The organism is Streptomyces sp. NRRL S-495, from assembly GCF_000966955.1.
Lineage (GTDB): Bacteria > Actinomycetota > Actinomycetes > Streptomycetales > Streptomycetaceae > Kitasatospora > Kitasatospora purpeofusca.
This window is the reverse complement of the sequence record NZ_JZWY01000386.1, coordinates 1-23,404: the sequence shown is the minus strand read 5'-3', so window position 1 is coordinate 23,404 and position 23,404 is coordinate 1. Positions and strand designations below refer to the sequence as shown.

Here is a 23,404-nt window from a genome sequence, read left to right as displayed (position 1 = left end):
AGCAGCAGCGCCGCCTGCGGCCGGGTGAGCGTCGCGGACGGCCGGTCGTAGTGCAGCCGGGAGCGCCACAGCGCCTCGTCGGCGTAGATGTTGCCGACCCCGCTGATCAGCGTCTGGTCCAGCAGCGCCCGCTTGACCGTGGTGCGCCGGGCGCGCAGCGCCGCGACGAAGACGGCGTCGTCGAACCGGGCGTCGAGCGGGTCGCGGGCGATGTGCGCGATGGAGACCGGGGTGCCCTCGGGGTCGCCGTCCTCGGCCTCCTCGACCGCCAGCCCGCCGAAGGTCCGCTGGTCGACGAAGCGCAGCTCGCGCCCGCCGTCGGTGAACCGCAGCCGGACCCGCAGATGCTTCTCGTCCGGCACGGTCGGGTCCTGGACGAGCAGTTGGCCGCTCATACCGAGGTGGCCGATCATCGAGAAGCCTCCCCCGGCCTCCGGCCTCCCCGGGCCGGCCAGCGGCACCCAGAGGTACTTGCCGCGGCGCTGCGCGGCGCCCAACGTCGCGCCGGTGAGCCGGGCCGCGAAGTCCGCCGCACCGGCCGGCTGACGGCGGACCGCGCGCGGGTGCAGGACGTCGACTCCGGCTACCGTCCGCCCGGCGACCCAGTTCGCCAGACCTCGGCGGACGACCTCGACCTCGGGAAGTTCGGGCACGGGAACACGCCTCCTGCGGAACGGACTCGGCTCTGCAGGAGGAAGGCTACTGCGTGCTCAGGCGCCGCTCGGCAGCCGGTCCGCGTGCTTCTCCTTGATCGCGCGCCAGGCGCTCTCGGCGGCCTTCTGCTCGGCTTCCTTCTTCGAGCGGCCGACACCGCTGCCGAAGTCCTCGCCGGCCACCCGGGCCGCCGCGGTGAAAGTCTTCTCGTGGTCCGGACCGGACTCCTCGACCACGTACTCGGGCACTCCGATGCCCACCGAGGCGGTGAGCTCCTGGAGGCTGGTCTTCCAGTCCAGGCCCGCGCCCAGCTGAGAGGACTCCTCGATCAGCGGGTCGAACAGGCGGTGGACGAACTCGGTGGCGGCGTCCAGGCCCTGGTCCAGGTAGACCGCGCCGATGACCGCCTCGACCGTGTCGGCGAGGATCGACGACTTGTCGCGGCCGCCGGTGCCCTCCTCGCCCTTGCCGAGCCGGATGAACACACCGAGGTCCAGACCCCGGCCGACATCGGCGAGCGCGCGCGAATTGACCACCGCGGCGCGAAGCTTGGCGAGCGTGCCCTCGGGGACGTCCGGGTGGACGCGGTAGAGGGTGTCGGTCACCACCAGGCCCAGCACCGAGTCGCCGAGGAACTCCAGGCGCTCGTTGGTGGGCAGGCCACCGTTCTCGTACGCGTACGAGCGGTGGGTCAGGGCACGCACCAGAAGGGCGCGCTCGAGCGTGTACCCGAGGCGCCCTTCCAGGACGTCGTATTCGGTCGAAGCCGGCCCGCCGGCCTTACCACCGCCCGAAGGGGTCTTCGGTGCGCTGGTCGCCTTGCGGGAAGAGTTACCGTCCGACATCGATCCGTACACCCCGCCGATCAGACCGAGAGGACCTGGCGACGGTTGTACGTGCCGCAGCTGGGGCACGCGATGTGGCCCAGCTTCGGCTCGTGGCAGCGGTCGCACGCCACGAGGGCCGGGACAACGGCCTTCCAGTTGGAACGGCGGTGGCGCGTGTTGCTGCGCGACATCTTCCGCTTCGGAACAGCCACGGCTACTTCTCCTGGTTCTCGGCGAGACCCTCACGGGTACCGCTGTTCTTGGTTCCGTCACCCTCGTCGCCGGGGGCGGCGGAGAGTCCCTGCAGAGCCGCCCACCGGGGGTCGGCGGCATCGTGGTGGTGCGCCGGGTCGTCGCTCAGGCGCGCCCCGCATTCGGAGCACAGGCCCAGGCAGTCTTCCTGGCACACCGGCTGCAGCGGCAGTGCGAGCACCACCGCGTCACGCAGCACCGGCTGGAGGTCGAAGAAATCGCCCTCCAGGCGGTAAGTCTCGTCTTCCGAGTCCTCGTCGAGGTCCTCGGCCCCGGAGGTCCGGGCGCGGTGGCGCTCGTCGGACTCCGGGTAGTAGTACAGCTCTTGGAAGTCCACATCGAGGTCGAACTCGACGGGCTCCAGGCACCGGACGCACTCGCCCTCGACCACGGTCCCGGCGGTGCCGGTGACCAGCACGCCCTCGACCACGGACTCCAGGCGGAGCTCCAGCTCGATCTCGCTCTTCTCCGGAACGCCGATCACATCGATGATCCCCAGGCCCTCGGGGGCCTCCAGGGTGCGGGACACCTTGCGCAGCGCACCCGGACGACGGCCCAGCTCGTGCGTGTCGAACACGAGGGGGTCGCGGTGGTCGAGGCGGTTCAAGATGTCCTGACTTCCTGAGGGGGATCCGATTGCGCGGCGCTGCTCGTCGGGCGGTTCGCGGGCAGACCTGCGGCCCGACACGGAGAGGCCGGAGTGGTCAGACTACCCGAGTCTCCCGTCAGGCCCAACTTCGCTCCCGGCCGCGGGGCCGGGAGCGAGGAGCGCAGCCGTGCTACCGGCCGCCGAGCTCCCGCAGCCGGGTCATGTCGATCATGCTGGTGTCGAAGAAGCTGGTCTCGTCCAGTCCGGCCTGGTTCTGCTGCGGCACCGGCGCCGGCGGGTTGGCCGGCTGCTGCGGGTAGTCGTAGCCGCCCCCGCCGTACTGCTGCTGCTCGTAGCCCTGCTGCTGGGCCGGGTAGCCGTAGCCGGCCTGCTGGCCGTCGGGGTAGCCCTGGTGCTGCTGCTGGTACCCGCCGGCCTCCTGGCCCTGGTGGCCCCACTGGCCGCCGTACGGGTCCGTGCCCTGGCCGCTGGCCGGGTCGTAGCCGCCGCCGTACACCTCGGCGTACTGGGCGCCGCCCTGCTGGGCCACCGCGTACTGGTCCGCGCCGGGCGCCTGCCAGCCGGCCGCGGCCGGGGTCTGCTCCGGCCAGGTCTGCTGCTGCGGCACCTCCTCGCGGTACCAGGCCAGCTCGTTGCCCTCCGAGTCCCCGGCGAAGCCGGCCGCGACCGCCTCGGCGCGCTCCTTGGCCTGCTGCGCCTCGTCGGCGGCGGCCAGGTAGGCGCCCAGTTCGTCGATCGGCCGCTTGCCGAGCAGCTTGTCGCGGCCCTTGCCGACCGCCTCCAGGGTCGCGCTGAGCACGTTCTCCAGGGTGGCGAGCTTCACGTCGACGTACTCGTCGACCTCGGGGCTCGGGCTGATCCGCTGCGGCCGGAACTCCTCGCCGTCGGTCTCGGCCTCGTACTCGACCTCGAAGACGCTGCCGTCGCCGCGCAGCTTGGTGCGGCCGCGGCCGACCGCGCCGAGCGTCTTGGTGAGCACGACCTCGAAGTTGGCCAGCTTGCTGTCCACGTAGTCGTCGGCCTCGGTGCGCTTGGTGTCGACCTCGGCGCGGGCCTCGGCGAGGATCCGGTCGGCCTCGGCCTGGGCGCGCCGGACCACCTCGGTGTCGGAGATCAGCGAACCGCGCTCGGCGTGCGCGCCCTGGATGATCCGATCGGCCTCGGCGTGGGCGCCGGCGACCATCGAGTCGTGGTCGGCCACCACCGACCGGGCCTGGGCCAGCTCCGCCGGCAGGGCCGACCTGAGGTCCTGGAGCAGGCTGATCAGCTCGGCACGGTTCACCACGCAGGAGGCCGACATGGGCATCGAGCGGGCGTTCTCGACGGCCGCCACGATCTCGTCGACCTTGTTCTGCACGTCCACGGGGATTCGTCTTTCCGTGTGCCGCCGAGGTCCGGCGGAGGCAGCGCCCGGCGCGGTGGACGTCACCGCAGGGCAGGAATACAGACTGTACGGCCAGCGCCGGGCGAGCTCACAACGCCCGGACCGGGCCGCCCCGCCACCTGCTGGGCATACCGTGACGAACCGGCAGAAACGGACGGGCGGTCACCGTCGGCCGGTCACCGCCCGCCCTCCTCCGGACCGCTCCCTACTGCTGGGCGCGCCGCTCGGCGATCCGCTCGACCAGCCGGCGGTGCGCGGTCTCCGGCAGCAGGTGCGAGACGTCGCCGCCGTAGGAGGCGACCTCCTTCACCAGGGTCGAGGAGAGGAAGCTGTACGTCGGCGAGGTCGGCACGAAGAGCGTCTCGACGCCGGTCAGGCCGTGGTTCATCTGGGCCATCTGCAGCTCGTAGTCGAAGTCGCTGACCGCGCGCAGGCCCTTGATGATGGCCGGGATGTCCCGCTCCCGGCAGAAGTCCACCAGCAGGCCCAGGTGCGACTCGACCACCACGTTCCCGTACTGGGCGGTGGTCTCCTCGATCAGCGCGATCCGCTCCTCGACGCTGAACATGCCCTGCTTGCTGCGGTTGATCATCACCGCGACGTGCACCACGTCGTACAGCTTCGAGGCCCGCTCGATGATGTCGAGGTGACCGTTGGTGATCGGGTCGAAGGACCCGGGGCAGACGGCGCGGCGCATGGCGTGTGTGCTCCCTCGTGGGGTGACGTGAATGCTGCGGGCCCCCGGGCCCGCTAGGGGTGGTCGCGGGTCTCGTCGGCGGCGCGACCGTACCAGAGCGTGCCCTCGCCGTAGCGACGGGATCGCAGCTCCTCGAAACCCTCCGGCCAGCCGAACGCACCACCGCGGGTGCTGCGCTCCACGGTGACGAGTACGTCCTCCGCGAGCCAGCCTCCGGCCGACAGTGTGATCAGCATCTCCCGGACCTCGTCGTCGGTCACCACGTAGGGCGGATCGAGGAAGACCAGGTCGTACGGCTCCTCCGGGGCGGGCCCGGCGACGACCTTCTCGGCCCTGGCCGCCTGCACCAGCGCGCCCGGCAGGCCGACCGTCCGGACGTTCTCCCGGATCACCCGGGCCGCCTGGGCGTCCGCCTCGACCAGCAGCACGTGCGCCGCCCCGCGCGAGAGCGCCTCCAGGCCGACCGCGCCCGATCCGCCGAACAGGTCCAGCATCCGGGCGCCGTGCAGGGTGCCGCGCAGCGCCTCCAGGGTGGAGAACATCGCCTCGCGGGCCTTGTCGGAGGTCGGTCGGGTGCCCCGGCCGGGCGGTACGGCCAGTCGGCGGCCGCCGGCCGCCCCGGCGATCACGCGGGTCATGGTGGTGGAGGGTCCTTTCGTCGCTGCCCGACCACGCTATCCCGATCACCGCCCTCCGCTCACGCCGAAGGGGCGCCCGCACGGGACGCCCCTCCGGTGCTACCCCCCGGTCGGGTCAGCTCGCCTCGGAGCCGGCCGCCCGGTCCGGGGCGGCCGCGCCGAGCAGCGACGGCGAGGCGTAGCGGGACCAGGACAGGCAGCCGTCGGGCGGGCAGTACTCGGGACGGCGCGGGTCGTGGCCGAGCTCGCGGAGCTTGGTGCGGACGGAGTCGGGCGTGCGGCCGAAGCGGGCGGCGATCCGGGCGACGGTCTCGTTCTCGTGGAAGCGCCGGACCAGCTCCTCCTCGTGCTGCGGCACCCAGGGGGCGCCGTGGCCGGGGTAGAGCTCGCGCAGCACGTCGCGGTCGGGGATGGGCTCGGAGACGTCGGCGACGATCGCCAGGGCGCGGAGCGCGCGGTTGAGGGCGATCCGCAGCGAGGCGACGTCCTCGACCGGGAGCCGCAGCTTGCCGGAGGCGAGCGGGGTGGCGGCGGCCCCCTCGCGCCAGCCGGCCAGGGTGAGGGTGACCTCGCGGTCGTCGTCGCTGGCGAGTTCGATCCGGAAGACCTTGTCGCCCAGCGGGAGCTCGTTGAGATGACGGAATGCCATTGGCTAAACCCCCAAGTGTCGTGCCGGGAACGCACCTTGGAGGTGCGTCCCGAACACCTTCATTCTCTCCCGGGGGTCTGACAATCGGGCCCGGCCGAAGGCCCGGCGGGCGGGCCGGTCAGCCCTTCCCCGAGCCGGTCAGCCCTTCTCCGAGCCGGTCAGCCCTTCTCCATGTAGGCCGCGCGGTCCTCGTCCAGCAGGCTGGCCAGGGCCGTGCGCAGGTCCGGATGGGCGGTGAGGTCCGGGTCCTCGGCGACCAGCCGGGTGGCCTCGGCCCGGGCGGTCACGATGACCTCCTCGTCCTCCAGCACCGAGAGCACCTTGAGCGAGGACTTCACCCCGGACTGCGCCTGGCCCAGCACATCGCCCTCGCGGCGCTGTTCGAGGTCGATCCGGGACAGCCGGAAGCCGTCCAGGGTGTCCGCCACCGCGTCCAGCCGGGCCCGGGCGGGACTGGCCGCCGGCATGTCGGTGACCAGCAGGCAGAGCCCGGGGGCGGAGCCGCGCCCGACCCGGCCGCGCAGCTGGTGCAGCTGGGAGACGCCGAACCGGTCCGCGTCCATGATCACCATCGCGGTGGAGTTCGGCACGTTCACCCCGACCTCGATCACCGTGGTGGCGACCAGGACGTCCACCTCGCCGGCGGCGAACCGGCGCATCACCTCGTCCTTGGCCTCCGGCGCCAGGCGGCCGTGCAGGATCTCCACCCGCAGCCCCGCCAGCGGGCCCGCCACCAGCTTCGCGGTGGTCTCCACCACGGACAGCGGGGGCCGCCGGTCGCCGTCGGCCGCCGCGCCCTCGTCCGGCGCGTCGTCGAGCAGCTCCTCGAGGTCCTCCGCCGGCCGCCGCTTGCGCTTCGCGCCCTTCGCCGGCTCCGGCTCCTCGTCACCGATCCGGGGGCAGACCACGTACGCCTGGTGGCCCTTGGCCACCTCCTCGCGGACCCGCTCCCAGGCCCGGGTCAGGAAGTTCGGCTTCTCCACGGCCGGCACCACATGGGTGGAGATGGGCGAGCGCCCGGCCGGCAGCTGGTCCAGGACCGAGGTCTCCAAGTCCCCGAAGACGGTCATCGCGACCGTGCGCGGGATCGGGGTGGCCGTCATCACCAGCAGGTGCGGCGGCTGCTCGCCCTTGGCCCGCAGCGCGTCCCGCTGCTCGACGCCGAACCGGTGCTGCTCGTCGACCACGACCAGGCCGAGGTCCTGGAACTGCACCTTGTCCTCGATCAGGGCATGGGTGCCGATCGCGATGCCGGCGTCCCCGCAGGCCATGTCGAGCAGCACCTGCCGCCGGGCCGGCACGCCCATCGACCCGGTGAGCAGCGCCACCCGGGTGCCCAGGTCGGAGCCGCCGAGCAGGCCGCCCTCGGCGAGGTCGCCCATCATCTCGACGATCGACCGGTGGTGCTGCTGGGCCAGCACCTCGGTGGGCGCGAGCAGCACCGCCTGCCCGCCCGCGTCGACCACGGCCAGCATGGCCCGCAGCGCCACCAGGGTCTTCCCGGAACCGACCTCGCCCTGGAGCAGCCGGTGCATGGGGTGCTCGCTCGCCAGGTCGGCGGCGATCTCGGCGGAGACCTTCTGCTGGCCCTCGGTGAGGGTGAACGGCAGCCGGGCGTCGAAGGCGTCCAACAGGCCGCCGGGGCGGGCCGCGCGCGGCTTGGCGGGCAGGGCGGAGTCGGCGGCCCGGCGCCGGGCGAGGGCGACCTGGAGGACGAAGGCCTCGTCCCAGCGGAGCCGGTCCTGGGCGCGCTCGCGGTCGGCCTGGCTCCGCGGGCGGTGGATCAGTTCGAGCGCCTCGGGCAGCGCGATCAGGCCGTGCCGGTCGCGGAGTTCGGCGGGCAGCGGCTCGCCGACGTCGGACACGTGCTTGGTGAGCGCCGTCTCCACGCAGAGCGCGAGCTTCCAGCTGGGCATCTGGGCGCTGGCCGGGTAGACCGGGATCAGCCGGCCGGCGAACCGGGCGGCGGCGCCGTCGCCGTCCGTGTCGTCGAGCAGCTGGTAGTCGGGGGAGGCCAGCTGGCGGGCCCGGTTGAACACCCCGACCTTGCCCGCGAACAGGCCCTGGGTGCCCGGTCGCAGCTCCTTCTGCCGCCAGCCCTGGTTGAAGAAGACCAGCGTGAGGCGGCTGCGGCCGTCGGTGACCACCACCTCCAGCCGGTCGCCCTTGCGGCCGCGGAACGGGATCAGGGTGACCTTGTCGATCCGGGCCAGCACGGTGACGTGCTCGTCGACCTCCAGCTCGTCCAGACTGGTGAGCTGGCCCCGCTCGACGTAGCGGCGCGGATAGTGGTGCAGCAGGTCCCCGACCGTGCGCAGCTTGAGACTGTCGGCGAGCACCTTGGCGGTCCGGTCGCCGACGAGCTTGGTCAGTGGTTCATCGAGAGCGCCCATCAGGCCCCTGTCTACACCACCGGACCGACAGTGCGGCCCGTACCCGGCCCGGTCACCCGACCCTCGTGGCTCACCCGACCCGCGCGGCTCACCCGACTCACTCGACGCCGATGAGCAGCGGCGCCGACTCCTGGCCGCCGTGGAAGACCACCGCGTCCACCTCCGGGCGGCTGTGCCGGGCGTGGGCGGCCAGTTGTTCGGCGAGGCCCTCGGGGGCGCCCTCGCCGAGGATCAGGGTGACCAGTTCGCCGCCGCCGCCGAGCATCCGGTCCAGCACGCTCGCGCCGACCTCGGCCAGCCCGGCGCCGATCACCGCGACGTCCCCGTCGATCAGCCCCAGCACGTCGCCGGCCTGGCAGACCCCGGCCATGGTCCAGGACTCGCCCTCGGCGACGGCCAGTTCGGCGTACCGGGTGGCACCGGCCGCCGAGGTCATCGCGACCACGTCCTCGTCGAAGCGCCGGCCCCCCTCGTGCACCGCGAGCGCGGCCAGTCCCTGGACCGGCGAGCGGGTGGGCAGCACCGCGATCCGCACCCCCTCCTCGCGCAGCTGGTCGGCGGCGGCCCCGGCGGCGGCCCGCAGCTCGGGGTCGTTGAGCAGCAGCACCACCTCGCGGGCGGCGGCCCGGCGCACGGCGGCGGTGAGTTCGGCGCTGGCCGGCGGACGGCCGGGCTCGGCGTGCAGCACGACCGCGCCGGCCTGTTCGCAGAGTTCGGCGAGGCCCGCGCCGGAGACCACCGAGAGCACCGCGCGGGCCCGCCGTTCGGGCTCGTCCCGGCCGGCGGCGGCGCCGGAGCGGGCGGCGGCCTCGACGAAATGGGTGATCCGGATCTGGTGCGGGCGCCCGGCCCCGACCCCGGCCTCGACGGCGGCGCCCGCGTCGTCGACGTGGACGTGCACGTTCCACAGGCCGTCGCCGCCGCCGACCACCAGCGAGTCCCCGAGCCCGGCGAGCCGTTCGCGCAGCGCGGGCAGCGCCTCGTCGGGCGCGTCCAGCAGGTAGATCACCTCGAAGGCGGGGTGGCCGGGCCCGGGCGGGCGTACATGGAGCCGGCAGCTCTCCACCGGCCGCAGGTCGTCGCGCAGCGCGACCGGGCCCATCGGCTGGTGGCCGGCGACCGCGTCGGCGAGCGCCCCGAGGACGGCGACCAGGCCCCGGCCGCCGGCGTCCACCACACCGTTCTCGGCCAGCACGGGAAGCTGCTCGGGGGTGTGCCGCAGGGCCTCCCTGGCGGCCCGGTGGGCGGCCTCGGCGACCTGGCCGAGACCGTCGCCGGCCCGGGCGGCCTCCCCGGCGGCGATCCGGGCGACGGTCAGCAGGGTGCCCTCGACCGGTTCGGCGACCGCCTGGTAGGCGGAGTCGGCGGCCCGCTGGAGGGCGGCCCGCAACTGGTCGGCGCCGCCGCCCCCGGCGAGGGTCTCGGCGGTGCCGCGCAGCCACTGGGCGAGGATCACCCCGGAGTTGCCGCGGGCGCCGACGAGCGCGCCGCGGGCCATCGCCCGGACGGTCTCGGCCAGGCCGGGCACCGGACCGGCGCCCGGGTCGGCGAAGCGGCTCTCGACGGCGGCGGCGGCCGACTCCACGGTCAGGTACAGATTGGTGCCGGTGTCGCCGTCCGGGACGGGGTAGACGTTGAGTGCGTCGATCTCCTCGCGGGCCTGGCCGAGCGCTCGCAGCGCCAGTTGGCACCAGCTGCGCACGGCCGGGGCGTCGAGCGTGTGCAGCACCAGGTCTCCTCCGGAGTGGGACGCCGTGATGGCCTGAGGGTGAACGGCGAGGGGTGGTACGGGCAGGTTATCGGGGCCCGGACGGCGGCGGCGGACACGGCGGCCGGAGCGATCACCCTGCCGGTCATGGTAGTTTCGTCGAACGGAAGCAAGCGTTGTATGCTCTTCCGGTTGCCTGGAACAATTCCGGGCTCTCCCCTTGGTCCGGTTCGGTTCACGTGAGTGCTCCGCTGGTCCGGCGGGTTGTCTCACGTAAATGATCTGAAGTCTTGGAGTGACTCCTGTGGCTGCCAACTGCGACGTCTGCGGCAAGGGGCCGGGCTTCGGCAACAGCATCTCCCACTCGCACCGCCGTACCCCCCGTCGCTGGAACCCCAACATCCAGACGGTGCGCGCTGTGGTTGGGCGGACGCCGAAGCGGCTCAACGTCTGCACCTCGTGCATCAAGGCCGGTAAGGTCTCGCGCTGACGCGCAGACCGGTATGCCGGTCCTCCAGTGAGTCGGTTCATCCCCGGGTGAACCGGCTTTCTGTTGTTCCGGTATCCGACCGACCTGTTGTGGGCGGGCCCTCGGGCCCGCCCACAGACATGTCCGGGGGCAGTTTCTAGCGCCACCGCCAGGCGTGGTCCACCGGGCCGATGCCGGCGCCGAGCGCGAAGCCGCCGGCGATCGCGCCGGTGATGTACTCCTTGGCCGAGGCCACCGCCGCCGGCAGCTCCTCGCCCTTGGCCAGGCCCGAGGCGATCGCGCTGGCCAGGGTGCAGCCGGTGCCGTGGGTGTGCCGGTTGTCGTAGCGCGGAGCCCGGTACCAGTACTCCTCCCCCGCGCCCCCGTACAGCAGGTCGGCCGCCTCTCCGGCCAGGTGCCCGCCCTTGACCAGCACCCAGCGCGGCCCGAGGTCGAGCAGCGCCTTGGCGGCGTCCAGCATCTCGCCCTCGGCCTCGACCGTCCGGCCGGTGAGCTGCGTCACCTCGTGCAGGTTGGGTGTGGCGAGGGTGGCGACCGGCAGCAGCCGCTCCCGGACAGTGGTGACGGCCTCGGCGGCGAGCAGCGCGTCGCCGTGCTTGGAGACGCCCACCGGGTCCACCACGACCGGGGCGCCGACGCCGGTCAGCAGTTCGGAGACGGTCTCGACCAGCTCGATCGAGGCGAGCATGCCGGTCTTCACGGCCTGGACGCCGATGTCGTCGACCACACTGCGGAACTGGGCCCGGACGGCCTCGGCCGGCAGCTCCCAGTAGCCCTGGACGCCGAGCGAGTTCTGCGCGGTGACGGCGGTGACGACGCTCATGCCGTGGACGCCGAGGGCGAGCATCGCCTTGAGGTCGGCCTGGATGCCGGCGCCGCCGCCGGAGTCGGAGCCGGCGACGGTGAGCACGCGAGGGGGTGCGGTGGAGGACATGGCCCCCAACCTACGCGGTCAGAGCACGGCCTCCGACTCCGCCCAGCGGTCCTCGGGAACGGTCTTGAGCCGGGTCACCGCGTCGGCGATCGGCACCAGCCGGATGTCGCTCCGGCGCAGCGCGGTGAAATGGCCGAACGCGCCCTGGTGAACGGCCTCCACGGCGTGCCAGCCGAAGCGGGTGGCGAGGACGCGGTCGCGGGCGGTCGGGGTGCCGCCGCGCTGGACGTGGCCGAGGATGACCGGGCGGGCCTCCTTGCCGAGCAGGTTCTCCAGCTCGTGGGCGAGGCGGTTGCCGATCCCGCCGAAGGTGCGGTGCCCGAACCGGTCGACCTCGCCGTGGTCGAAGCGCATGGTGCCGGGCATCGGGGAGGCCCCCTCGGCGACCGCGATGATGGCGAACTTCTTGCCCCGGCCGAAGCGGTCCTCGACCATCCGGGCCACGCCTTCGATGTCGAACGGCTTCTCGGGGATCAGGATTCCGTGCGCACCGCCCGCCATGCCGGCGGTGAGGGTGATCCAGCCGGTGTGGCGTCCCATCAGCTCGACGACCATCACCCGCTGGTGCGATTCGGCGGTGGTCTTGAGCCGGTCGATCGCCTCGGTCGCGACGTGCACGGCGGTGTCGAAGCCGAAGGTGACGTCGGTGGCGTCGATGTCGTTGTCGATGGTCTTCGGGACGCCGACCACCGGCAGTCCGGCCTCGCTGAACAGCCGGGCGGCGGTGAGGGTGCCCTCGCCGCCGATCGCGATCAGCGCGTCGATGCCGATGTCCCGGGCGAGGGTCTTGGCGTTCTCCACCGCCCAGGCGATCCGCTCGCGCTGCACCCGGGCCGAGCCGAGGACGGTGCCGCCGAGGGTGAGCAGGCCGGTGACGTCGTCGTGCGAGACCGGGCGGGCACGGCCCTCGATCAGTCCGAGGAAGCCGTCCTCGATGCCGATGATCTCGTCGCCGTGCACATCGGTGCCGCGGTGCACCACGGAGCGGATCACCGCGTTCAGGCCGGGGCAGTCGCCGCCGCTGGTCAGGACCCCGATGCGCATGCCGACGCCTCCCCGCTCCAAGTGGTTCAGACCACAGTGGTCCAGACCACTCATCGAGGACGGGTGGCCGGGCTGTGGCTCAAGCCTACGCACACACCCCGCCGGGGACCGGTTCGCGCGAGCGCCCGGGAGCGTCGCGCGCCCCCTCGTACGCCCTCGCCCGGTCCCCGTCGTACGCCCACGCCCGGCCCCCGCGGCACCCCGGCCGGGCGTCAACCACCGGCCCCGGCCTCCCCGTTGCCGCCCCCGGCGCCGGGCCGGTCACTCCGAGAAGTGGTCCCAGCCGCCGACCCGGTCCCAGGCCTCGCCGTCCACCGTCACCCGGCCGCCCCTGGCCGCCCGCGAGCGGCCGACGACCTCGCCCACCACCCGCCACCGGGCGGGCAGTTGGACCCCGCGCGGGAAGGTCGCCACGATCGCGTGGTCCTCTCCCCCGGACAGCACCCACACCATCGGGTCGACCCCGACCGCCTGGCCGATGTCCGCCATCTGCGCGGGCACGTCGAAGTCGGCCGCCCGCAGGTCGATGTCCACCCCGCTCGCCAGCGCCACGTGCCCGAGGTCGGCCACCAGCCCGTCGCTCACGTCGATCATCGCGGTGGCACCGAGCTCCGCGCCGGACGGCCCCGCGTGGTACGGCGGCTCGGGGCGGCGGTGGGCCTCGACGAAGGCCCGCGGCGAGCGGAAGCCGCGCTGCAGCACCGTCAGGCCCGCCGCCGACCAGCCGAGCCAGCCGGTGACCGCGACCACGTCGCCCACCTGGGCACCGGCGCGCGTCACCGGCGCGCGCCCCTGAAGGTCCCCGAGCGCCGTGATGGCCAGCGTGATGGTGTCCCCGCGCACCACGTCACCGCCGACCACCGTCGCGCCGGCCACCTGGCACTCGTCGCGCAGCCCGTCCATCAGCTCGGTGGCCCAGGTGGTCGGCAGGTCCGCCGGCGCGACCAGGCCGAGCAGGATCGCGGTCGGCACCGCGCCCATCGCGGCCACGTCGGCGAGGTTCTGCGCGGCCGCCTTGCGGCCCACGTCGTACGCGGTGGACCAGTCCCGGCGGAAGTGCCGGTTCTCGATGAGCACATCGGTGGTCGCCACCACCCGGCCGTCCGGGGCCTTCACCACGGCGGCGTCGTCGCCCGGGCCGAGGTCGACCGCGTCGGTGAGCGGCACCCGGGCGGTCAGCTCCCTGATGAGTCCGAACTCGCCGAGCTCGCCCACGGTCCCCTGCATCTGCCGTCCTCCCGGTCGCGCCCGGCCGGGCGCCTACGTCCTGCGGCCACGCCGCCTCGCGCGCAGCGTACGCCCTCCGACGGTGCCGAGGTCTCCCCTCCCCGGCCCACCGGGGGGTAGCGTGGTGATCAGTCTGCCGTGAACCCGTTCGCCACCCGACATCCGACCGGGCGAGCACGGCCGTGATCCCCGTACCCAGCCGCCCGGAGGTCCCCGTGGTACAGGCCTACATCCTGATTCAGACCGAGGTCGGCAAGGCCAGCGCCGTCGCCGAGTCCATCGCCAAGATCCCCGGCGTCCTCCAGGCCGAGGACGTCACCGGACCGTACGACGTGATCGTCCGGGCCGAGGCCGACACCGTGGACGACCTCGGCCGTCTGGTCGTCGCCAAGGTCCAGCAGGTCGAGGGCATCACCCGCACCCTGACCTGTCCCGTGGTCCACCTGTAGGACCCGCATACCATCGGCGGGTGACCCGAGAACTCCGCGCCCCCCGCTTCCTGGCGGCACTGCCGGCCCCCGTCCGGTGGCTGGCGGTGCCGACCGCGCTCACCTGCACCGTCGTGGTGCTGGTCGGCAGCTGGAGCACGCCCGAGAAGATCGAGACGCCGAACCCGGCCCCCAAGGCCGCCGGCTACTGCCGGGCCCTCGCCGAGGCGCTCCCCCAGGAGCTGTTCGGCCGTCCGCGCAAGGACCCCACCCCCGCCTCGCCGTTCGTGGCCGCCTGGGCCAGCTCGCCGAAGGTGGTGCTGCGCTGCGGCGTGGACCGGCCGGAGGCCCTGAACGGACCGGCCGCCGCGGACACCTCGCCGATGATCGACGACGTGACCTGGTGGCCGCAGGAGCTGGGGGACGGCGGCTACCGCTACACCACCACGATGCGCAAGGCCTACGTGGAGCTCACCGTGCCCAAGGGCTCGTTCGCCAACCCGATGGACGTGGTCGCCGTGCTCTCCCCCGTGGTCGCCGCCAACATCCCCTGACCGAACAGGACCGGACCGCGCACGCACGGGGGCGGCCCCGGAACCCCGGGACCGCCGTCGCACCGTCGGCGCGGGTCAGCGCAGGCCGGTCGAGCGGCGCAGCGCCGCCTGCAGCAGCCGGTCCACCAGCTCCGGGTACGACATCCCGCTGGCCTCCCACATCTTCGGGTAGGCCGAGATCGGGGTGAAGCCGGGCATGGTGTTGACCTCGTTGACCATCCAGCTGCCGTCGTCCAGCAGGAAGAAGTCCACCCGGGCCAGGCCCTCGCAGCCGAGCGCCTCGAAGGCCTCGATCGCCTGGCGGCGGATGTCGGCGGTCTCCCCGGCGGTGAGCTCGGCCGGGATCCGGACCTCGGAGGAGTCGATGTACTTGGCCTCGAAGTCGTAGAACTCGTAGCCGCCGCCGACCAGGACCTCGGCCGGGACGCTCGCCCGCGGGCCGTCCTCGAACTCCAGCACCGCGCACTCCAACTCGCGGCCGGAGACACCCGCCTCGATGATCAGCTTGGGGTCGTGGCGGCGCGCCTCCTCGATCGCGGCATCGAGGTCGGAGAGGTCCTTGACCTTGCTGATGCCGATGCTGGAGCCGGCCCGGCAGGGCTTCACGAACAGCGGCAGGCCGAGGCCGGCGACGCGCTCGCGGACCGCGGCCCGGCCCTCCTCGGTCTCCCACTCGCGCGGCCGGACCACGGTGTACCGCCCGACGCCGAGGCCGTGCGAGGCCAGCAGGCGCTTGGTGAACTCCTTGTCCATGCCCGCCGCGCTGGCCAGCACGCCGTTGCCGACGTACGGCACACCGGAGAGCTCCAGCAGGCCCTGCAGCGTGCCGTCCTCGCCCCACGGGCCGTGCAGCAGCGGGAAGACCACGTCCACCTCGCCGAGCGCCTTGGGGGCGGCACCGGGCTCGCTCCAGACCACCTCGCGGGTGCCGGGGTCGACCGGCAGCGCGACCCGGCCCTCGGTGGACTCGGCGACGTGCTCGACGTCCGGCAGCCGGCCGTCGGTGATCGCCATCCGGGCCGGCTCGTCGCTGGCCAGCGCCCAGCGGCCCTCGTGGGTGATGCCGATCGGCAGCACCTCGTACTTGTCGCGGTCGATCGCCCTCAGCACGCTGCCCGCGGTGGAGACCGAGATGGCGTGCTCGGAGCTGCGGCCGCCGAACACGACGGCGACCCGCGGCTTCGCGGACGGGTTCTGGGAGGTCTGTTCGATGCTCATATCGCGACAGAGGGTACCCCGAGGCGGGTTTCGGGACAGTGACCGACCCGACCGACCCGACCGGCCCGGACCGCCGCCGGTGCCCGGCCGGGCCGTCAGCGCCGTTCGGGCTTGGCCGAGCGGGACATCAGCGCCCGCAGCGCCTCCTGGGTGGGCCGTCCGTTGTGCACGACGTCCACCACCGCCTCGACGATCGGCATGTCGACGCCGTTGCGCCGGGCCAGGTCGAGCACCGATTCGCAGGACTTGACGCCCTCCGCGGTCTGCCGGGTGGCCGCGATGGTCTCGGCCAGCGACATGCCCCGGCCCAGGTTGGTGCCGAAGGTGTGGTTGCGCGAGAGCGGCGAGGAGCAGGTGGCCACCAGGTCGCCCATGCCGGCCAGGCCCGCGAAGGTGTACGGGTCGGCGCCGAGCGCCAGCCCGAGCCGGGTGGTCTCGGCGAGCCCCCGGGTGATCAGGGTCGCCTTGGTGTTGTCGCCGAGCCCCATGCCGTCGGCCATGCCGACCGCCAGGCCGATCACGTTCTTGACCGCCCCGCCCAGCTCGCAGCCGATCACGTCGGTGTTGGTGTACGGCCGGAAGTACGGCGTGTGGCAGGCCGACTGGAGCCGCTTGGCGACCGCCTCGTCGGTGCAGGCGACCACGCTGGCGGCGGGCTGCCGGTTGGCGATCTCCCGGGCCAGGTTGGGCCCGCTGACCACGGCGATCCGCTCCTGGCCGACCCCGGCGACCTCGGCGACGACCTCGCTCATCCGCTTCGCGGTGCCGAGCTCGATGCCCTTCATCAGGCTGACCAGGACGGTCTGCGGCTCCAGCAGCGGCGCCCAGGCGGCGAGGTTCTCGCGCAGCGTCTGCGAAGGCACCACCAGCACCGCGAAGTCCGCGCCGGCCAGCGCCTCGGCGGGGTCGGTGGTGGCCCGGACGGTGTCCGGCAGCCGGACCCCGGGCAGGTAGTCCGGGTTGGTGTGGGTGGCGTTGACGGCGTCCGCCAGCTCCCGGCGGCGGCCCCAGAGGGCCACCTCGCAGCCGGCGTCGGCGAGCACCATCGCGAACGCGGTACCCCAGGAACCGGTGCCGAACACGGCGCAGCGGGTCACTTGGCTTCCTCCCCTGCCTCGTCGGTGCCACGGCCGCCGCCCTCGCGGCGGGCCGCGGCGGCGGCCCGCAGCCGGGCCGCTTCCCGCATGTCGTACCGCTCCGCGGGCGGTTCCTCGCCCCGGATGTCGGCCAGCACCGCGGTGATCGCCGTCATGATGTCCTCGGTCGCGTCCCTGAGCACCTGGGCGGTCAGCTCCTGGCCCTGGTACTTGCTCAGGTCGACGGCCGGTCCGGCCGCCACGACCACCCGGTGGCGCGGGAACAGGTTGAACCTGCTCTTCCCCCCACCGCCCCGGCCGTACGGCGGGATGATCTCGTGCGCGCCCCAGTGGGCCACCGGGATGACCGGCGCACCGGTCATCAGCGCCACCCGGGCGACCCCGCTCTTGCCGGTCATCGGCCACAGGTCCGGATCCCGGGTGAGCGTTCCCTCCGGGTAGAACTGCACGCACTGGCCGCTGTTGACCGCGTCGATGGCGGACCGGAAGGCCTGCGCCGCGTCGGTCGACTCGCGGAACACCGGGATCTGGCCGGTCTTGCGGAGCATGAACCCGATGAACGGGATCGAGAACAGCGAGGACTTGCCGAGGATCCGGGGCGGCCGCCCGCTGTTGTACTGCCAGTGCGCGTACACCACCGGGTCGATGATCGAGTTGTGGTTGACCGCGGCGATGAAACCGCCCCGCTCCGGCAGGTGCTCCCAGCCCCGCCAGTCGGGCTTGACCAGCGCGGTGTTCACCGGCTTCACCAGCACGGCCGCAAAGCGGTACCAGAAGCCGTAGTCGGCGTTGCCGAAGCTGGCGTACGAGCGGCGGGCCACCCCAGGTCCTCCTCATTCGTGCGGCACGTGGGGTGCCGCGGTCGATCTCGCTTCCGCCGCCCTCTCGGGGCGCGGGCGCGGAACAGTGTCGCCCGACCGCTCGCCGGCTGTCGAGCAACCGCGCCCGGACGTCCGGCGGGCGTGATCAAACGCACGTCCGCACAGCTCGGACGGCCTGGCGAGGGCTCCGGGACCGGCGTCACAATGACGCCGATGACCCAGGACACCGTACGCCTCGGCAGGCCCGTCGCGCCCGCCGCACCCGCCGCCGACTGGTCGCTGGTAGTGCCGCTCAAGCGGCTCGCCGGGGCCAAGTCCCGGCTGGCTCCGTTCGCCGGCCCGCACCGCCCCGACCTCGCACTCTCGTTCGCCCTGGACACCGTCGCGGCCGCGCTGGCCGCACCGGGGACCGGCCGGGTGCTGGTGGTCACCCGGGACGCCGGGGCCGGGGCGCGGCTGGCGGCGCTCGGCGCCCTGGTGGTCGACGACGAGCCCGGCGGCGGCCTCAACGAGGCCCTGGCGCACGGCGCGGCGGCCGCGCTGGCCCTCGCGCCCCACGCGCCGCTGGCCGCCCTCTCGGCGGACCTGCCGGCCCTGCGCCCGGCCGAGCTGGGCCGGGTGCTGGCCGCCGTCCCGGCGACCGGCCGGGCCTTCCTGCCGGACGCGCCCGGGCTGGGCACCACCCTGCTGGCCTGCGCCCCGGGCAGTCCGCTCGACCCCGCGTTCGGGGACGGCTCGTGCGCCCGGCACGCGGCCGGCGGCGCCCGCGAACTGCGGCTGTCCGGCGTGGAGTCGGTCCGCCGGGACGTCGACACCGGCGAGGACCTGGCCGAGGCGTTGGCGCTCGGCGTCGGACCGCACACCCACGCCCTGGCCACCCGCCTCGGCTACCTGCCGCGGCAGGGGCCGTCCGGCGCACCGCTGCCCGGCTGAGACGCCACCGGGGACTGTCGGTGCCCCTCGCTATGCTGCTGGCATGCAGGCCACCGCGTTCACCTTCGACCCCGCCACCCGGGCCGGCTCCGTGCTGCTCGACGACGGGACCCCGGTGCCGTTCGACGCGGCCGCCTTCGACGCCGGCGGGCTGCGGCTGCTGCGCCCGGGCCAGCGGGTGCGGATCCGCACCGAGGGCGCCGGTGACGCCCGGCGGGTGGTCTTCCTGACGCTGCAGACCTTCCCGGACCCGGCCGCGGACTGACCGGGGCGGCGGCGCCCTCAGCAGCCGCGGAGCCACCGGGAGCCGCGGCCGCGGGGGGAAATCCCGGAAAAGCGATAAGCCGTGGCACCACCCTGCCGGGAATTCCCGGAGGAGGGCGGCGCCACGGCTCGCGAAGGCCGTCCGACGACGACGCGCACCGACTACTTGGCGGTGGTCTTGCGCGCGGTGGTCTTGCGGGTGGTGGTCTTCTTCGCCGGCGCGGTCTTCTTGGCCGTGGCGGTCGCCTTCTTGGCGGTCGCGGTGGTCTTCTTGGCGGCGGCGGTGGTGGTCGCCTTCTTGGCGGCGGCGGCCGTCTTCTTGGTCGCGGTCGCGGTGGTCTTCTTCGCGGCGGCGGTGGTGGTGGCCTTCTTGACGGCGGCCGTCTTCTTGCTCGCGGCCGTCTTGGTGGCGGCGGCCTTGGTCGCGGTCGCCTTGGTGGCGGTCGCCTTGGTGGCCGTCTTCTTGGCAGCGGCCTTCTTCGCCGGGGTGGCGGCAGCGGCGGCGGCAGCGGCCGTGGCGGCGCGCTTGGTGGCGGCACGCTTGGCGGCCGGGGTGGCGGCGACACCGCTCTTGCCCGGGGTGAGGGAGCCCTTGGGCGCCTTCTTCACCGAGGGGCCTTCCTTCGGCAGCTTCTTGGCGCCGCTGACCAGGTCCTTGAAGCCCTGGCCCGGACGGAAGCGGGGCACCGAGGTCTTCTTGACCTTGACCTTCTCGCCGGTCTGCGGGTTGCGGGCGAAGCGCGCGGAGCGCTCCACCTTCTCAAAGGTGCCGAAACCGGTGACCGAAACACGGTCGCCGGCCACGACGGCGCGCACCATGGTGTCGAGCACTGCGTCGACGGCCTCTGCGGCAGCCTTGCGACCGCCCAGCTGCTCGGCCACCGCTTCGACAAGCTGAGCCTTGTTCACGTCTTCCCCTTCAGAAACGGGCGCCGGATGATTCCATCCGTTCATTTCGCACGTTAGGTATGTATCTGCGGACTTTCAATTACCAAACGCGCGAATCACCCTAGTGTCGCAATGGATTTGCGCGTCGGCGACCTCAGACGACGGGCGGGCGCCCCTCGTCGAGGTCCTGCACAAAGCGACTCAACCGCCGCGCCGCCTCCGGAAGATCGCGCTTGGCGGCCTCGGTGACGATGAGCAGTTGACGGGTGAGAGCGGTCTTTGCATCGGCAGACACGTTCAGCGCATGCACGCGGTCGTGAGCTTGCTTCAACCGCTCGGCCACAAGCGCGAAGAGCGCTGCGACTTCCGGGTCGTCCGGCCCCTCAGCAGCTGAGGTGGCGGCGTCCGGCCGATCGTCAATTCGGCGTTCGGATCCCCGGCCCGTGGACTCCGGTGACGCGGGTTCGCCGCCCGCGTACGGAGGTTCATGGTGCCGGTGCATGCACTGATTGTGCCATCTACGCGCAGTTGTGCATGCGCGGGGCCCTCCGCGGCAAAACCGAATCGTCAATCCGGGGCCCGCGGACGGGCACAACTCCCGCCCCGGAACGGCGGATGGCCCGCCCCCCCGAGGGGGGAGGCGGGCCATCCGGCGGTTCGTCAGAATGCTTGTTCAGAACGGGTGATCAGGCCGCCGGCAGGGTGCGCGGCTTGAACGAGGGCCGGCCCGCTTCGAAGGCCGCGATGTCGGCCTCGTTCCGCAGCGTGATGCTGATGTCGTCCAGGCCGTTGAGCAGCCGCCAACGGAGGTTGTCGTCCAGTTCGAACGGCGCGGTGATGCCCTCGGCCCGCACCTCACGGGCCTCCAGGTCGACGGTGACGGGGGCGGTCGGGTCCGCCTCGGTCAACGCCCAGAGCCGTTCCACGGTCTCCTGTGGGAGGACCACGGTGAGCAGGCCGTTCTTCAGCGAGTTGCCGCGGAAGATGTCGGCGAAGCGCGAGGAGATCACGGCGTGGAAGCCGTAGTTCTGCAGGGCCCAGACGGCGTGCTCGCGGGAGGAGCCGGTGCCGAACTCGGGGCCGGCCACCAGGACGGTGGCGCCCTGCCGCTCGGGCCTGTTGAGGATGAACGACTCGTCCCGGCGCCAGGCCTCGAAAAGGCCGTCCTCGAAACCGGAACGGGTGACTTTCTTCAGCCAATGGGCGGGGATGATCTGGTCCGTGTCGACGTTGCTGCGGCGCAGCGGCACGGCCCGCCCGGTGTGGGTGGTGAACTTCTCCATGCTGCTCAGACCTCCACGGCGGCGGGGGACGCCAGATCGGCGGGGGCCGCGAGGCGGCCCAGGACGGCGGTCGCGGCGGCGACCTGGGGCGAGACCAGGTGGGTGCGGCCGCCCTTGCCCTGGCGGCCCTCGAAGTTGCGGTTCGAGGTCGAGGCGCAGCGCTCGCCGGGGGCGAGCTGGTCCGGGTTCATGCCCAGGCACATCGAGCAGCCCGCGTGCCGCCACTCGGCGCCGGCCGCGGTGAACACCTTGTCCAGGCCCTCCTCGACGGCCTGGAGGGCGACCCGGACGGAGCCCGGGACGACCAGCATCCGCACGCCGTCGGCGATCCGGCGGCCGCGCAGCAGGTCGGCGGCGGCGCGCAGGTCCTCGATCCGGCCGTTGGTGCAGGAGCCGACGAAGACCGCGTCGACCGCGACCTCGCGCAGCGGGGTGCCGGCCTCCAGCCCCATGTAGGCGAGGGCGTTCTCGGCGGCGGTCCGCTCCTGCGGGTCGGCGAAGGAGGCCGGGTCCGGCACCGAGGCACCGAGCGGGGCGCCCTGGCCGGGGTTGGTGCCCCAGGTGACGAAGGGGGTCAGCTCGGCGGCGTCGATGAAGATCTCGTGGTCGAAGACCGCGTCCTCGTCGGTGCCCAGGGTCCGCCAGTACTCGACCGCGGCGTCCCAGTCCTCGCCCTGCGGGGCGTGCGGGCGGCCCTTCAGGTAGGCGAAGGTGGTCTCGTCCGGGGCGATCATGCCGGCCCGGGCGCCCGCCTCGATGGACATGTTGCAGATGGTCATCCGGGCCTCCATGGAGAGGCCGCGGATCGCCGAACCCCGGTACTCCAGGACGTAGCCCTGGCCGCCGCCGGTGCCGATCCGGGTGATGATCGCCAGGATGAGGTCCTTGGCGGTGACGCCCTCGGGCAGTTCGCCCTCGACGGTGATCGCCATGGTCCGGAACGGGGCCAGCGGCAGCGTCTGGGTGGCGAGCACGTGCTCGACCTGGCTGGTGCCGATGCCGAACGCCAGCGCGCCGAACGCGCCGTGGGTGGAGGTGTGGGAATCGCCACAGACCACGGTCGTACCGGGCTGGGTGAGGCCCAGCTGGGGGCCGACGACGTGCACGACGCCCTGCTCGATGTCGCCGAGGGAGTGGATCCGGACGCCGAACTCGGCCGCGTTCTTGCGCAGGGTCTCCAACTGGACCCTGGAGACCGGGTCGGCGATCGGCTTGTCGATGTCCAGGGTCGGGGTGTTGTGGTCCTCGGTGGCGATCGTGAGATCGGTGCGGCGGACCGTGCGCCCGGCCAGCCGGAGACCGTCGAAGGCCTGCGGGCTGGTCACCTCGTGGAGCAGGTGCAGGTCGATGAAGAGCAGGTCGGGCTCGCCCTCCGCGCGCCGCACGACGTGGTCGTCCCAGACCTTCTCTGCGAGTGTCCGTCCCATCGGATTCCCTCCAGCCGGCCGCGTTGCCGGCCTTCTCGTGTCGTCGAGGTCAAAGCTGTCGCGGCCCGGTGCGGCATGCGACGAGCGACCTGCACACCGGATCGGTGTCCACGATGCGGACACCTCGGCGGGGTCGCATCCTGGATGCCTCCCGGGCTGCTGCATCCAGAGTGGCGCTTTTCGCAGAAGATTGAACTTGCGTCTCGCGGAATGAGACTGCAGTCTTAGCGCATGGACAACTCTAGCGGCGTCGGCGTGCTCGACAAGGCCGCTCTGGTGCTGAGCGCACTGGAGTCGGGCCCCGCCACGTTGGCGGGGCTGGTCGCCGCCACCGGTCTGGCGCGCCCCACGGCCCACAGACTCGCCGTCGCACTCGAACACCACCGTCTGGTCACCAGGGACATGCAGGGCCGGTTCATCCTCGGCCCGCGCCTGTCCGAACTCTCCGCCGCGGCGGGCGAGGACCGGCTGCTCGCCACCGCGGGCCCGGTCCTGACCCACCTGCGCGACGTCACCGGCGAGAGCGCACAGCTCTACCGCCGGCAGGGCGAGATGCGGATCTGTGTCGCGGCCGCCGAGCGGCTCTCCGGTCTGCGGGACACCGTCCCGGTCGGCAGCACCCTGCCGATGAAGGCCGGCTCGGCCGCCCAGGTCCTGCTGGCCTGGGAGGAGCCCGAGCGGCTGCACCGCGGCCTCCAGGGCGCCCGGTTCACCGCCACCGCGCTGAGCGGTGTCCGGCGGCGGGGCTGGGCGCAGTCGATCGGCGAGCGGGAGCCGGGCGTCGCCTCCGTCTCCGCGCCGGTCCGCGGCCCCTCCAACCGGGTCGTGGCCGCCGTCTCGGTCTCCGGGCCGATCGAGCGCCTGACCCGCCACCCCGGGCGGCTGCACGCCCAGGCCATCATCGAGGCCGCCAACCGCCTCACCGAGGCCCTGCGCCGCAGCTGACCCGCCCGTCCCCCACCCGCCCCCACGCCTCCCCCGCAC

Annotated in this window: 26 protein-coding genes; 6 read left to right on the top strand and 20 right to left on the bottom strand. The window is 73.2% G+C overall.

Translation table 11 applies throughout. From position 1 onward, the window contains the following. The 10 genes from mutM to VR45_RS20470 form a co-directional block, all read right to left on the bottom strand. A partial coding sequence (gene mutM, locus VR45_RS20515; protein ID WP_045941257.1) for a bifunctional DNA-formamidopyrimidine glycosylase/DNA-(apurinic or apyrimidinic site) lyase occupies positions 1-653 on the bottom strand: 653 nt, incomplete at its 3' end. A gap of 57 nt (positions 654-710) precedes the next feature. Next, on the bottom strand, positions 711-1,499 hold the full coding sequence (gene rnc, locus VR45_RS20510; protein ID WP_063772516.1) for a ribonuclease III: 789 nt from the start codon (positions 1,497-1,499) through the stop codon (positions 711-713). Positions 1,500-1,519: 20 nt separating this feature from the next. Further along, complete coding sequence (gene rpmF, locus VR45_RS20505) at positions 1,520-1,693, bottom strand: 50S ribosomal protein L32 (protein WP_030056747.1); 174 nt, start codon at positions 1,691-1,693, stop codon at positions 1,520-1,522. 2 nt (positions 1,694-1,695) lie between these two features. After that, a complete protein-coding gene (locus VR45_RS20500) occupies positions 1,696-2,340 on the bottom strand; it encodes a DUF177 domain-containing protein (protein WP_030396718.1) in 645 nt (214 codons plus the stop codon). Between the two features lie 172 nt (positions 2,341-2,512). Then, positions 2,513-3,706: a hypothetical protein gene (locus VR45_RS20495; protein ID WP_045941255.1), complete on the bottom strand. Its 1,194-nt coding sequence runs from the start codon at positions 3,704-3,706 to the stop codon at positions 2,513-2,515. A 226-nt stretch (positions 3,707-3,932) separates the two neighbouring features. Continuing rightward, the gene (gene coaD / locus VR45_RS20490) at positions 3,933-4,424 is read right to left on the bottom strand and encodes a pantetheine-phosphate adenylyltransferase (protein WP_045941254.1); all 492 of its coding nucleotides are present in this window, start codon (positions 4,422-4,424) and stop codon (positions 3,933-3,935) included. A 53-nt stretch (positions 4,425-4,477) separates the two neighbouring features. Then, positions 4,478-5,062, bottom strand: coding sequence for a 16S rRNA (guanine(966)-N(2))-methyltransferase RsmD (rsmD, locus tag VR45_RS20485; RefSeq protein ID WP_045941253.1), 585 nt, complete (start codon positions 5,060-5,062; stop codon positions 4,478-4,480). A gap of 115 nt (positions 5,063-5,177) precedes the next feature. After that, the gene (locus VR45_RS20480; protein WP_045941252.1) at positions 5,178-5,711 is read right to left on the bottom strand and encodes a hypothetical protein; all 534 of its coding nucleotides are present in this window, start codon (positions 5,709-5,711) and stop codon (positions 5,178-5,180) included. Between the two features lie 158 nt (positions 5,712-5,869). Then, a complete protein-coding gene (gene recG, locus VR45_RS20475) occupies positions 5,870-8,104 on the bottom strand; it encodes an ATP-dependent DNA helicase RecG (protein WP_045941251.1) in 2,235 nt (744 codons plus the stop codon). A gap of 97 nt (positions 8,105-8,201) precedes the next feature. After that, positions 8,202-9,833, bottom strand: coding sequence for a DAK2 domain-containing protein (locus VR45_RS20470; protein ID WP_045941250.1), 1,632 nt, complete (start codon positions 9,831-9,833; stop codon positions 8,202-8,204). A gap of 283 nt (positions 9,834-10,116) precedes the next feature. On the opposite strand from VR45_RS20470, the gene rpmB reads away from it, so the two are divergent. Continuing rightward, positions 10,117-10,302 (top strand): 50S ribosomal protein L28, encoded by a 186-nt coding sequence (gene rpmB, locus VR45_RS44285; RefSeq protein ID WP_073813963.1) that lies wholly within the window; start codon positions 10,117-10,119, stop codon positions 10,300-10,302. Positions 10,303-10,438: 136 nt separating this feature from the next. On the opposite strand, the gene thiD is transcribed toward rpmB, so the two are convergent. The 3 genes from thiD to VR45_RS20455 form a co-directional block, all read right to left on the bottom strand. Further along, on the bottom strand, positions 10,439-11,236 hold the full coding sequence (gene thiD / locus VR45_RS20465) for a bifunctional hydroxymethylpyrimidine kinase/phosphomethylpyrimidine kinase (RefSeq protein WP_045941249.1): 798 nt from the start codon (positions 11,234-11,236) through the stop codon (positions 10,439-10,441). An 18-nt stretch (positions 11,237-11,254) separates the two neighbouring features. Next, a complete protein-coding gene (locus tag VR45_RS20460) occupies positions 11,255-12,280 on the bottom strand; it encodes an ATP-dependent 6-phosphofructokinase (protein ID WP_045941248.1) in 1,026 nt (341 codons plus the stop codon). Positions 12,281-12,541: 261 nt separating this feature from the next. Next, positions 12,542-13,507 carry a thiamine-phosphate kinase gene (locus VR45_RS20455; RefSeq protein WP_030396709.1) on the bottom strand — a complete coding sequence of 322 codons (966 nt, stop codon included), beginning with the start codon at positions 13,505-13,507 and terminating at the stop codon, positions 12,542-12,544. A gap of 215 nt (positions 13,508-13,722) precedes the next feature. Here VR45_RS20455 and VR45_RS20450 point away from each other — a divergent pair, with 215 nt between their 5' ends. Further along, positions 13,723-13,956, top strand: coding sequence for an Lrp/AsnC ligand binding domain-containing protein (locus VR45_RS20450; protein ID WP_030396708.1), 234 nt, complete (start codon positions 13,723-13,725; stop codon positions 13,954-13,956). A 20-nt stretch (positions 13,957-13,976) separates the two neighbouring features. Next, positions 13,977-14,489, top strand: coding sequence for a DUF3515 domain-containing protein (locus tag VR45_RS20445; RefSeq protein ID WP_052709232.1), 513 nt, complete (start codon positions 13,977-13,979; stop codon positions 14,487-14,489). Between the two features lie 75 nt (positions 14,490-14,564). Here VR45_RS20445 and VR45_RS20440 read toward each other — a convergent pair whose 3' ends face one another. The 3 genes from VR45_RS20440 to VR45_RS20430 form a co-directional block, all read right to left on the bottom strand. Continuing rightward, positions 14,565-15,707 (bottom strand): D-alanine--D-alanine ligase family protein, encoded by a 1,143-nt coding sequence (locus VR45_RS20440; protein WP_045941247.1) that lies wholly within the window; start codon positions 15,705-15,707, stop codon positions 14,565-14,567. Between the two features lie 95 nt (positions 15,708-15,802). After that, positions 15,803-16,804 carry an NAD(P)H-dependent glycerol-3-phosphate dehydrogenase gene (locus tag VR45_RS20435; RefSeq protein WP_078896685.1) on the bottom strand — a complete coding sequence of 334 codons (1,002 nt, stop codon included), beginning with the start codon at positions 16,802-16,804 and terminating at the stop codon, positions 15,803-15,805. Then, on the bottom strand, positions 16,801-17,625 hold the full coding sequence (locus tag VR45_RS20430; RefSeq protein ID WP_045941246.1) for a lysophospholipid acyltransferase family protein: 825 nt from the start codon (positions 17,623-17,625) through the stop codon (positions 16,801-16,803). The genes VR45_RS20435 and VR45_RS20430 overlap by 4 nt, the downstream gene beginning before the upstream one ends. 213 nt (positions 17,626-17,838) lie before the next feature. Between VR45_RS20430 and cofC the strand changes: the two genes are divergently transcribed. Both cofC and VR45_RS20420 read left to right on the top strand, forming a co-directional pair. Next, positions 17,839-18,558 carry a 2-phospho-L-lactate guanylyltransferase gene (gene cofC, locus VR45_RS20425; protein ID WP_045941245.1) on the top strand — a complete coding sequence of 240 codons (720 nt, stop codon included), beginning with the start codon at positions 17,839-17,841 and terminating at the stop codon, positions 18,556-18,558. 43 nt (positions 18,559-18,601) lie between these two features. Next, positions 18,602-18,823, top strand: coding sequence for a hypothetical protein (locus tag VR45_RS20420; RefSeq protein WP_045941244.1), 222 nt, complete (start codon positions 18,602-18,604; stop codon positions 18,821-18,823). Positions 18,824-18,984: 161 nt separating this feature from the next. Here the strand turns inward: VR45_RS20420 and VR45_RS20415 are convergent, their stop codons facing one another. From VR45_RS20415 to leuC, 4 genes are all read right to left on the bottom strand, one after another. Further along, complete coding sequence (locus VR45_RS20415) at positions 18,985-19,731, bottom strand: HU family DNA-binding protein (RefSeq protein WP_045941243.1); 747 nt, start codon at positions 19,729-19,731, stop codon at positions 18,985-18,987. 133 nt (positions 19,732-19,864) lie between these two features. Continuing rightward, complete coding sequence (locus VR45_RS20410) at positions 19,865-20,053, bottom strand: hypothetical protein (protein ID WP_045941242.1); 189 nt, start codon at positions 20,051-20,053, stop codon at positions 19,865-19,867. A 343-nt stretch (positions 20,054-20,396) separates the two neighbouring features. After that, on the bottom strand, positions 20,397-20,993 hold the full coding sequence (leuD, locus tag VR45_RS20405) for a 3-isopropylmalate dehydratase small subunit (protein ID WP_045941241.1): 597 nt from the start codon (positions 20,991-20,993) through the stop codon (positions 20,397-20,399). 5 nt (positions 20,994-20,998) lie between these two features. Then, a complete protein-coding gene (leuC, locus tag VR45_RS20400; RefSeq protein ID WP_045941240.1) occupies positions 20,999-22,420 on the bottom strand; it encodes a 3-isopropylmalate dehydratase large subunit in 1,422 nt (473 codons plus the stop codon). Positions 22,421-22,651: 231 nt separating this feature from the next. Here leuC and VR45_RS20395 point away from each other — a divergent pair, with 231 nt between their 5' ends. After that, a complete protein-coding gene (locus VR45_RS20395; RefSeq protein ID WP_030306825.1) occupies positions 22,652-23,365 on the top strand; it encodes an IclR family transcriptional regulator in 714 nt (237 codons plus the stop codon). The last annotated feature ends 39 nt before the right edge of the window (positions 23,366-23,404 follow it).

What these genes read in the sequence shown, in the direction of transcription:
- rnc (WP_063772516.1), bottom strand. Translation starts at nt 1,499, where the DNA reads ATGTCGGACGGTAACTCTTCCCGCAAGGCGACCAGCGCACCGAAGACC.
- coaD (WP_045941254.1), bottom strand. Translation starts at nt 4,424, where the DNA reads ATGCGCCGCGCCGTCTGCCCCGGGTCCTTCGACCCGATCACCAACGGT.
- rsmD (WP_045941253.1), bottom strand. Translation starts at nt 5,062, where the DNA reads ATGACCCGCGTGATCGCCGGGGCGGCCGGCGGCCGCCGACTGGCCGTA.
- VR45_RS20480 (WP_045941252.1), bottom strand. Translation starts at nt 5,711, where the DNA reads ATGGCATTCCGTCATCTCAACGAGCTCCCGCTGGGCGACAAGGTCTTC.
- recG (WP_045941251.1), bottom strand. Translation starts at nt 8,104, where the DNA reads ATGGGCGCTCTCGATGAACCACTGACCAAGCTCGTCGGCGACCGGACC.
- thiD (WP_045941249.1), bottom strand. Translation starts at nt 11,236, where the DNA reads ATGTCCTCCACCGCACCCCCTCGCGTGCTCACCGTCGCCGGCTCCGAC.
- VR45_RS20460 (WP_045941248.1), bottom strand. Translation starts at nt 12,280, where the DNA reads ATGCGCATCGGGGTCCTGACCAGCGGCGGCGACTGCCCCGGCCTGAAC.
- VR45_RS20455 (WP_030396709.1), bottom strand. Translation starts at nt 13,507, where the DNA reads ATGCAGGGGACCGTGGGCGAGCTCGGCGAGTTCGGACTCATCAGGGAG.
- VR45_RS20440 (WP_045941247.1), bottom strand. Translation starts at nt 15,707, where the DNA reads ATGAGCATCGAACAGACCTCCCAGAACCCGTCCGCGAAGCCGCGGGTC.
- cofC (WP_045941245.1), top strand. Translation starts at nt 17,839, where the DNA reads ATGACCCAGGACACCGTACGCCTCGGCAGGCCCGTCGCGCCCGCCGCA.
- VR45_RS20420 (WP_045941244.1), top strand. Translation starts at nt 18,602, where the DNA reads ATGCAGGCCACCGCGTTCACCTTCGACCCCGCCACCCGGGCCGGCTCC.
- leuD (WP_045941241.1), bottom strand. Translation starts at nt 20,993, where the DNA reads ATGGAGAAGTTCACCACCCACACCGGGCGGGCCGTGCCGCTGCGCCGC.
- leuC (WP_045941240.1), bottom strand. Translation starts at nt 22,420, where the DNA reads ATGGGACGGACACTCGCAGAGAAGGTCTGGGACGACCACGTCGTGCGG.
- VR45_RS20395 (WP_030306825.1), top strand. Translation starts at nt 22,652, where the DNA reads ATGGACAACTCTAGCGGCGTCGGCGTGCTCGACAAGGCCGCTCTGGTG.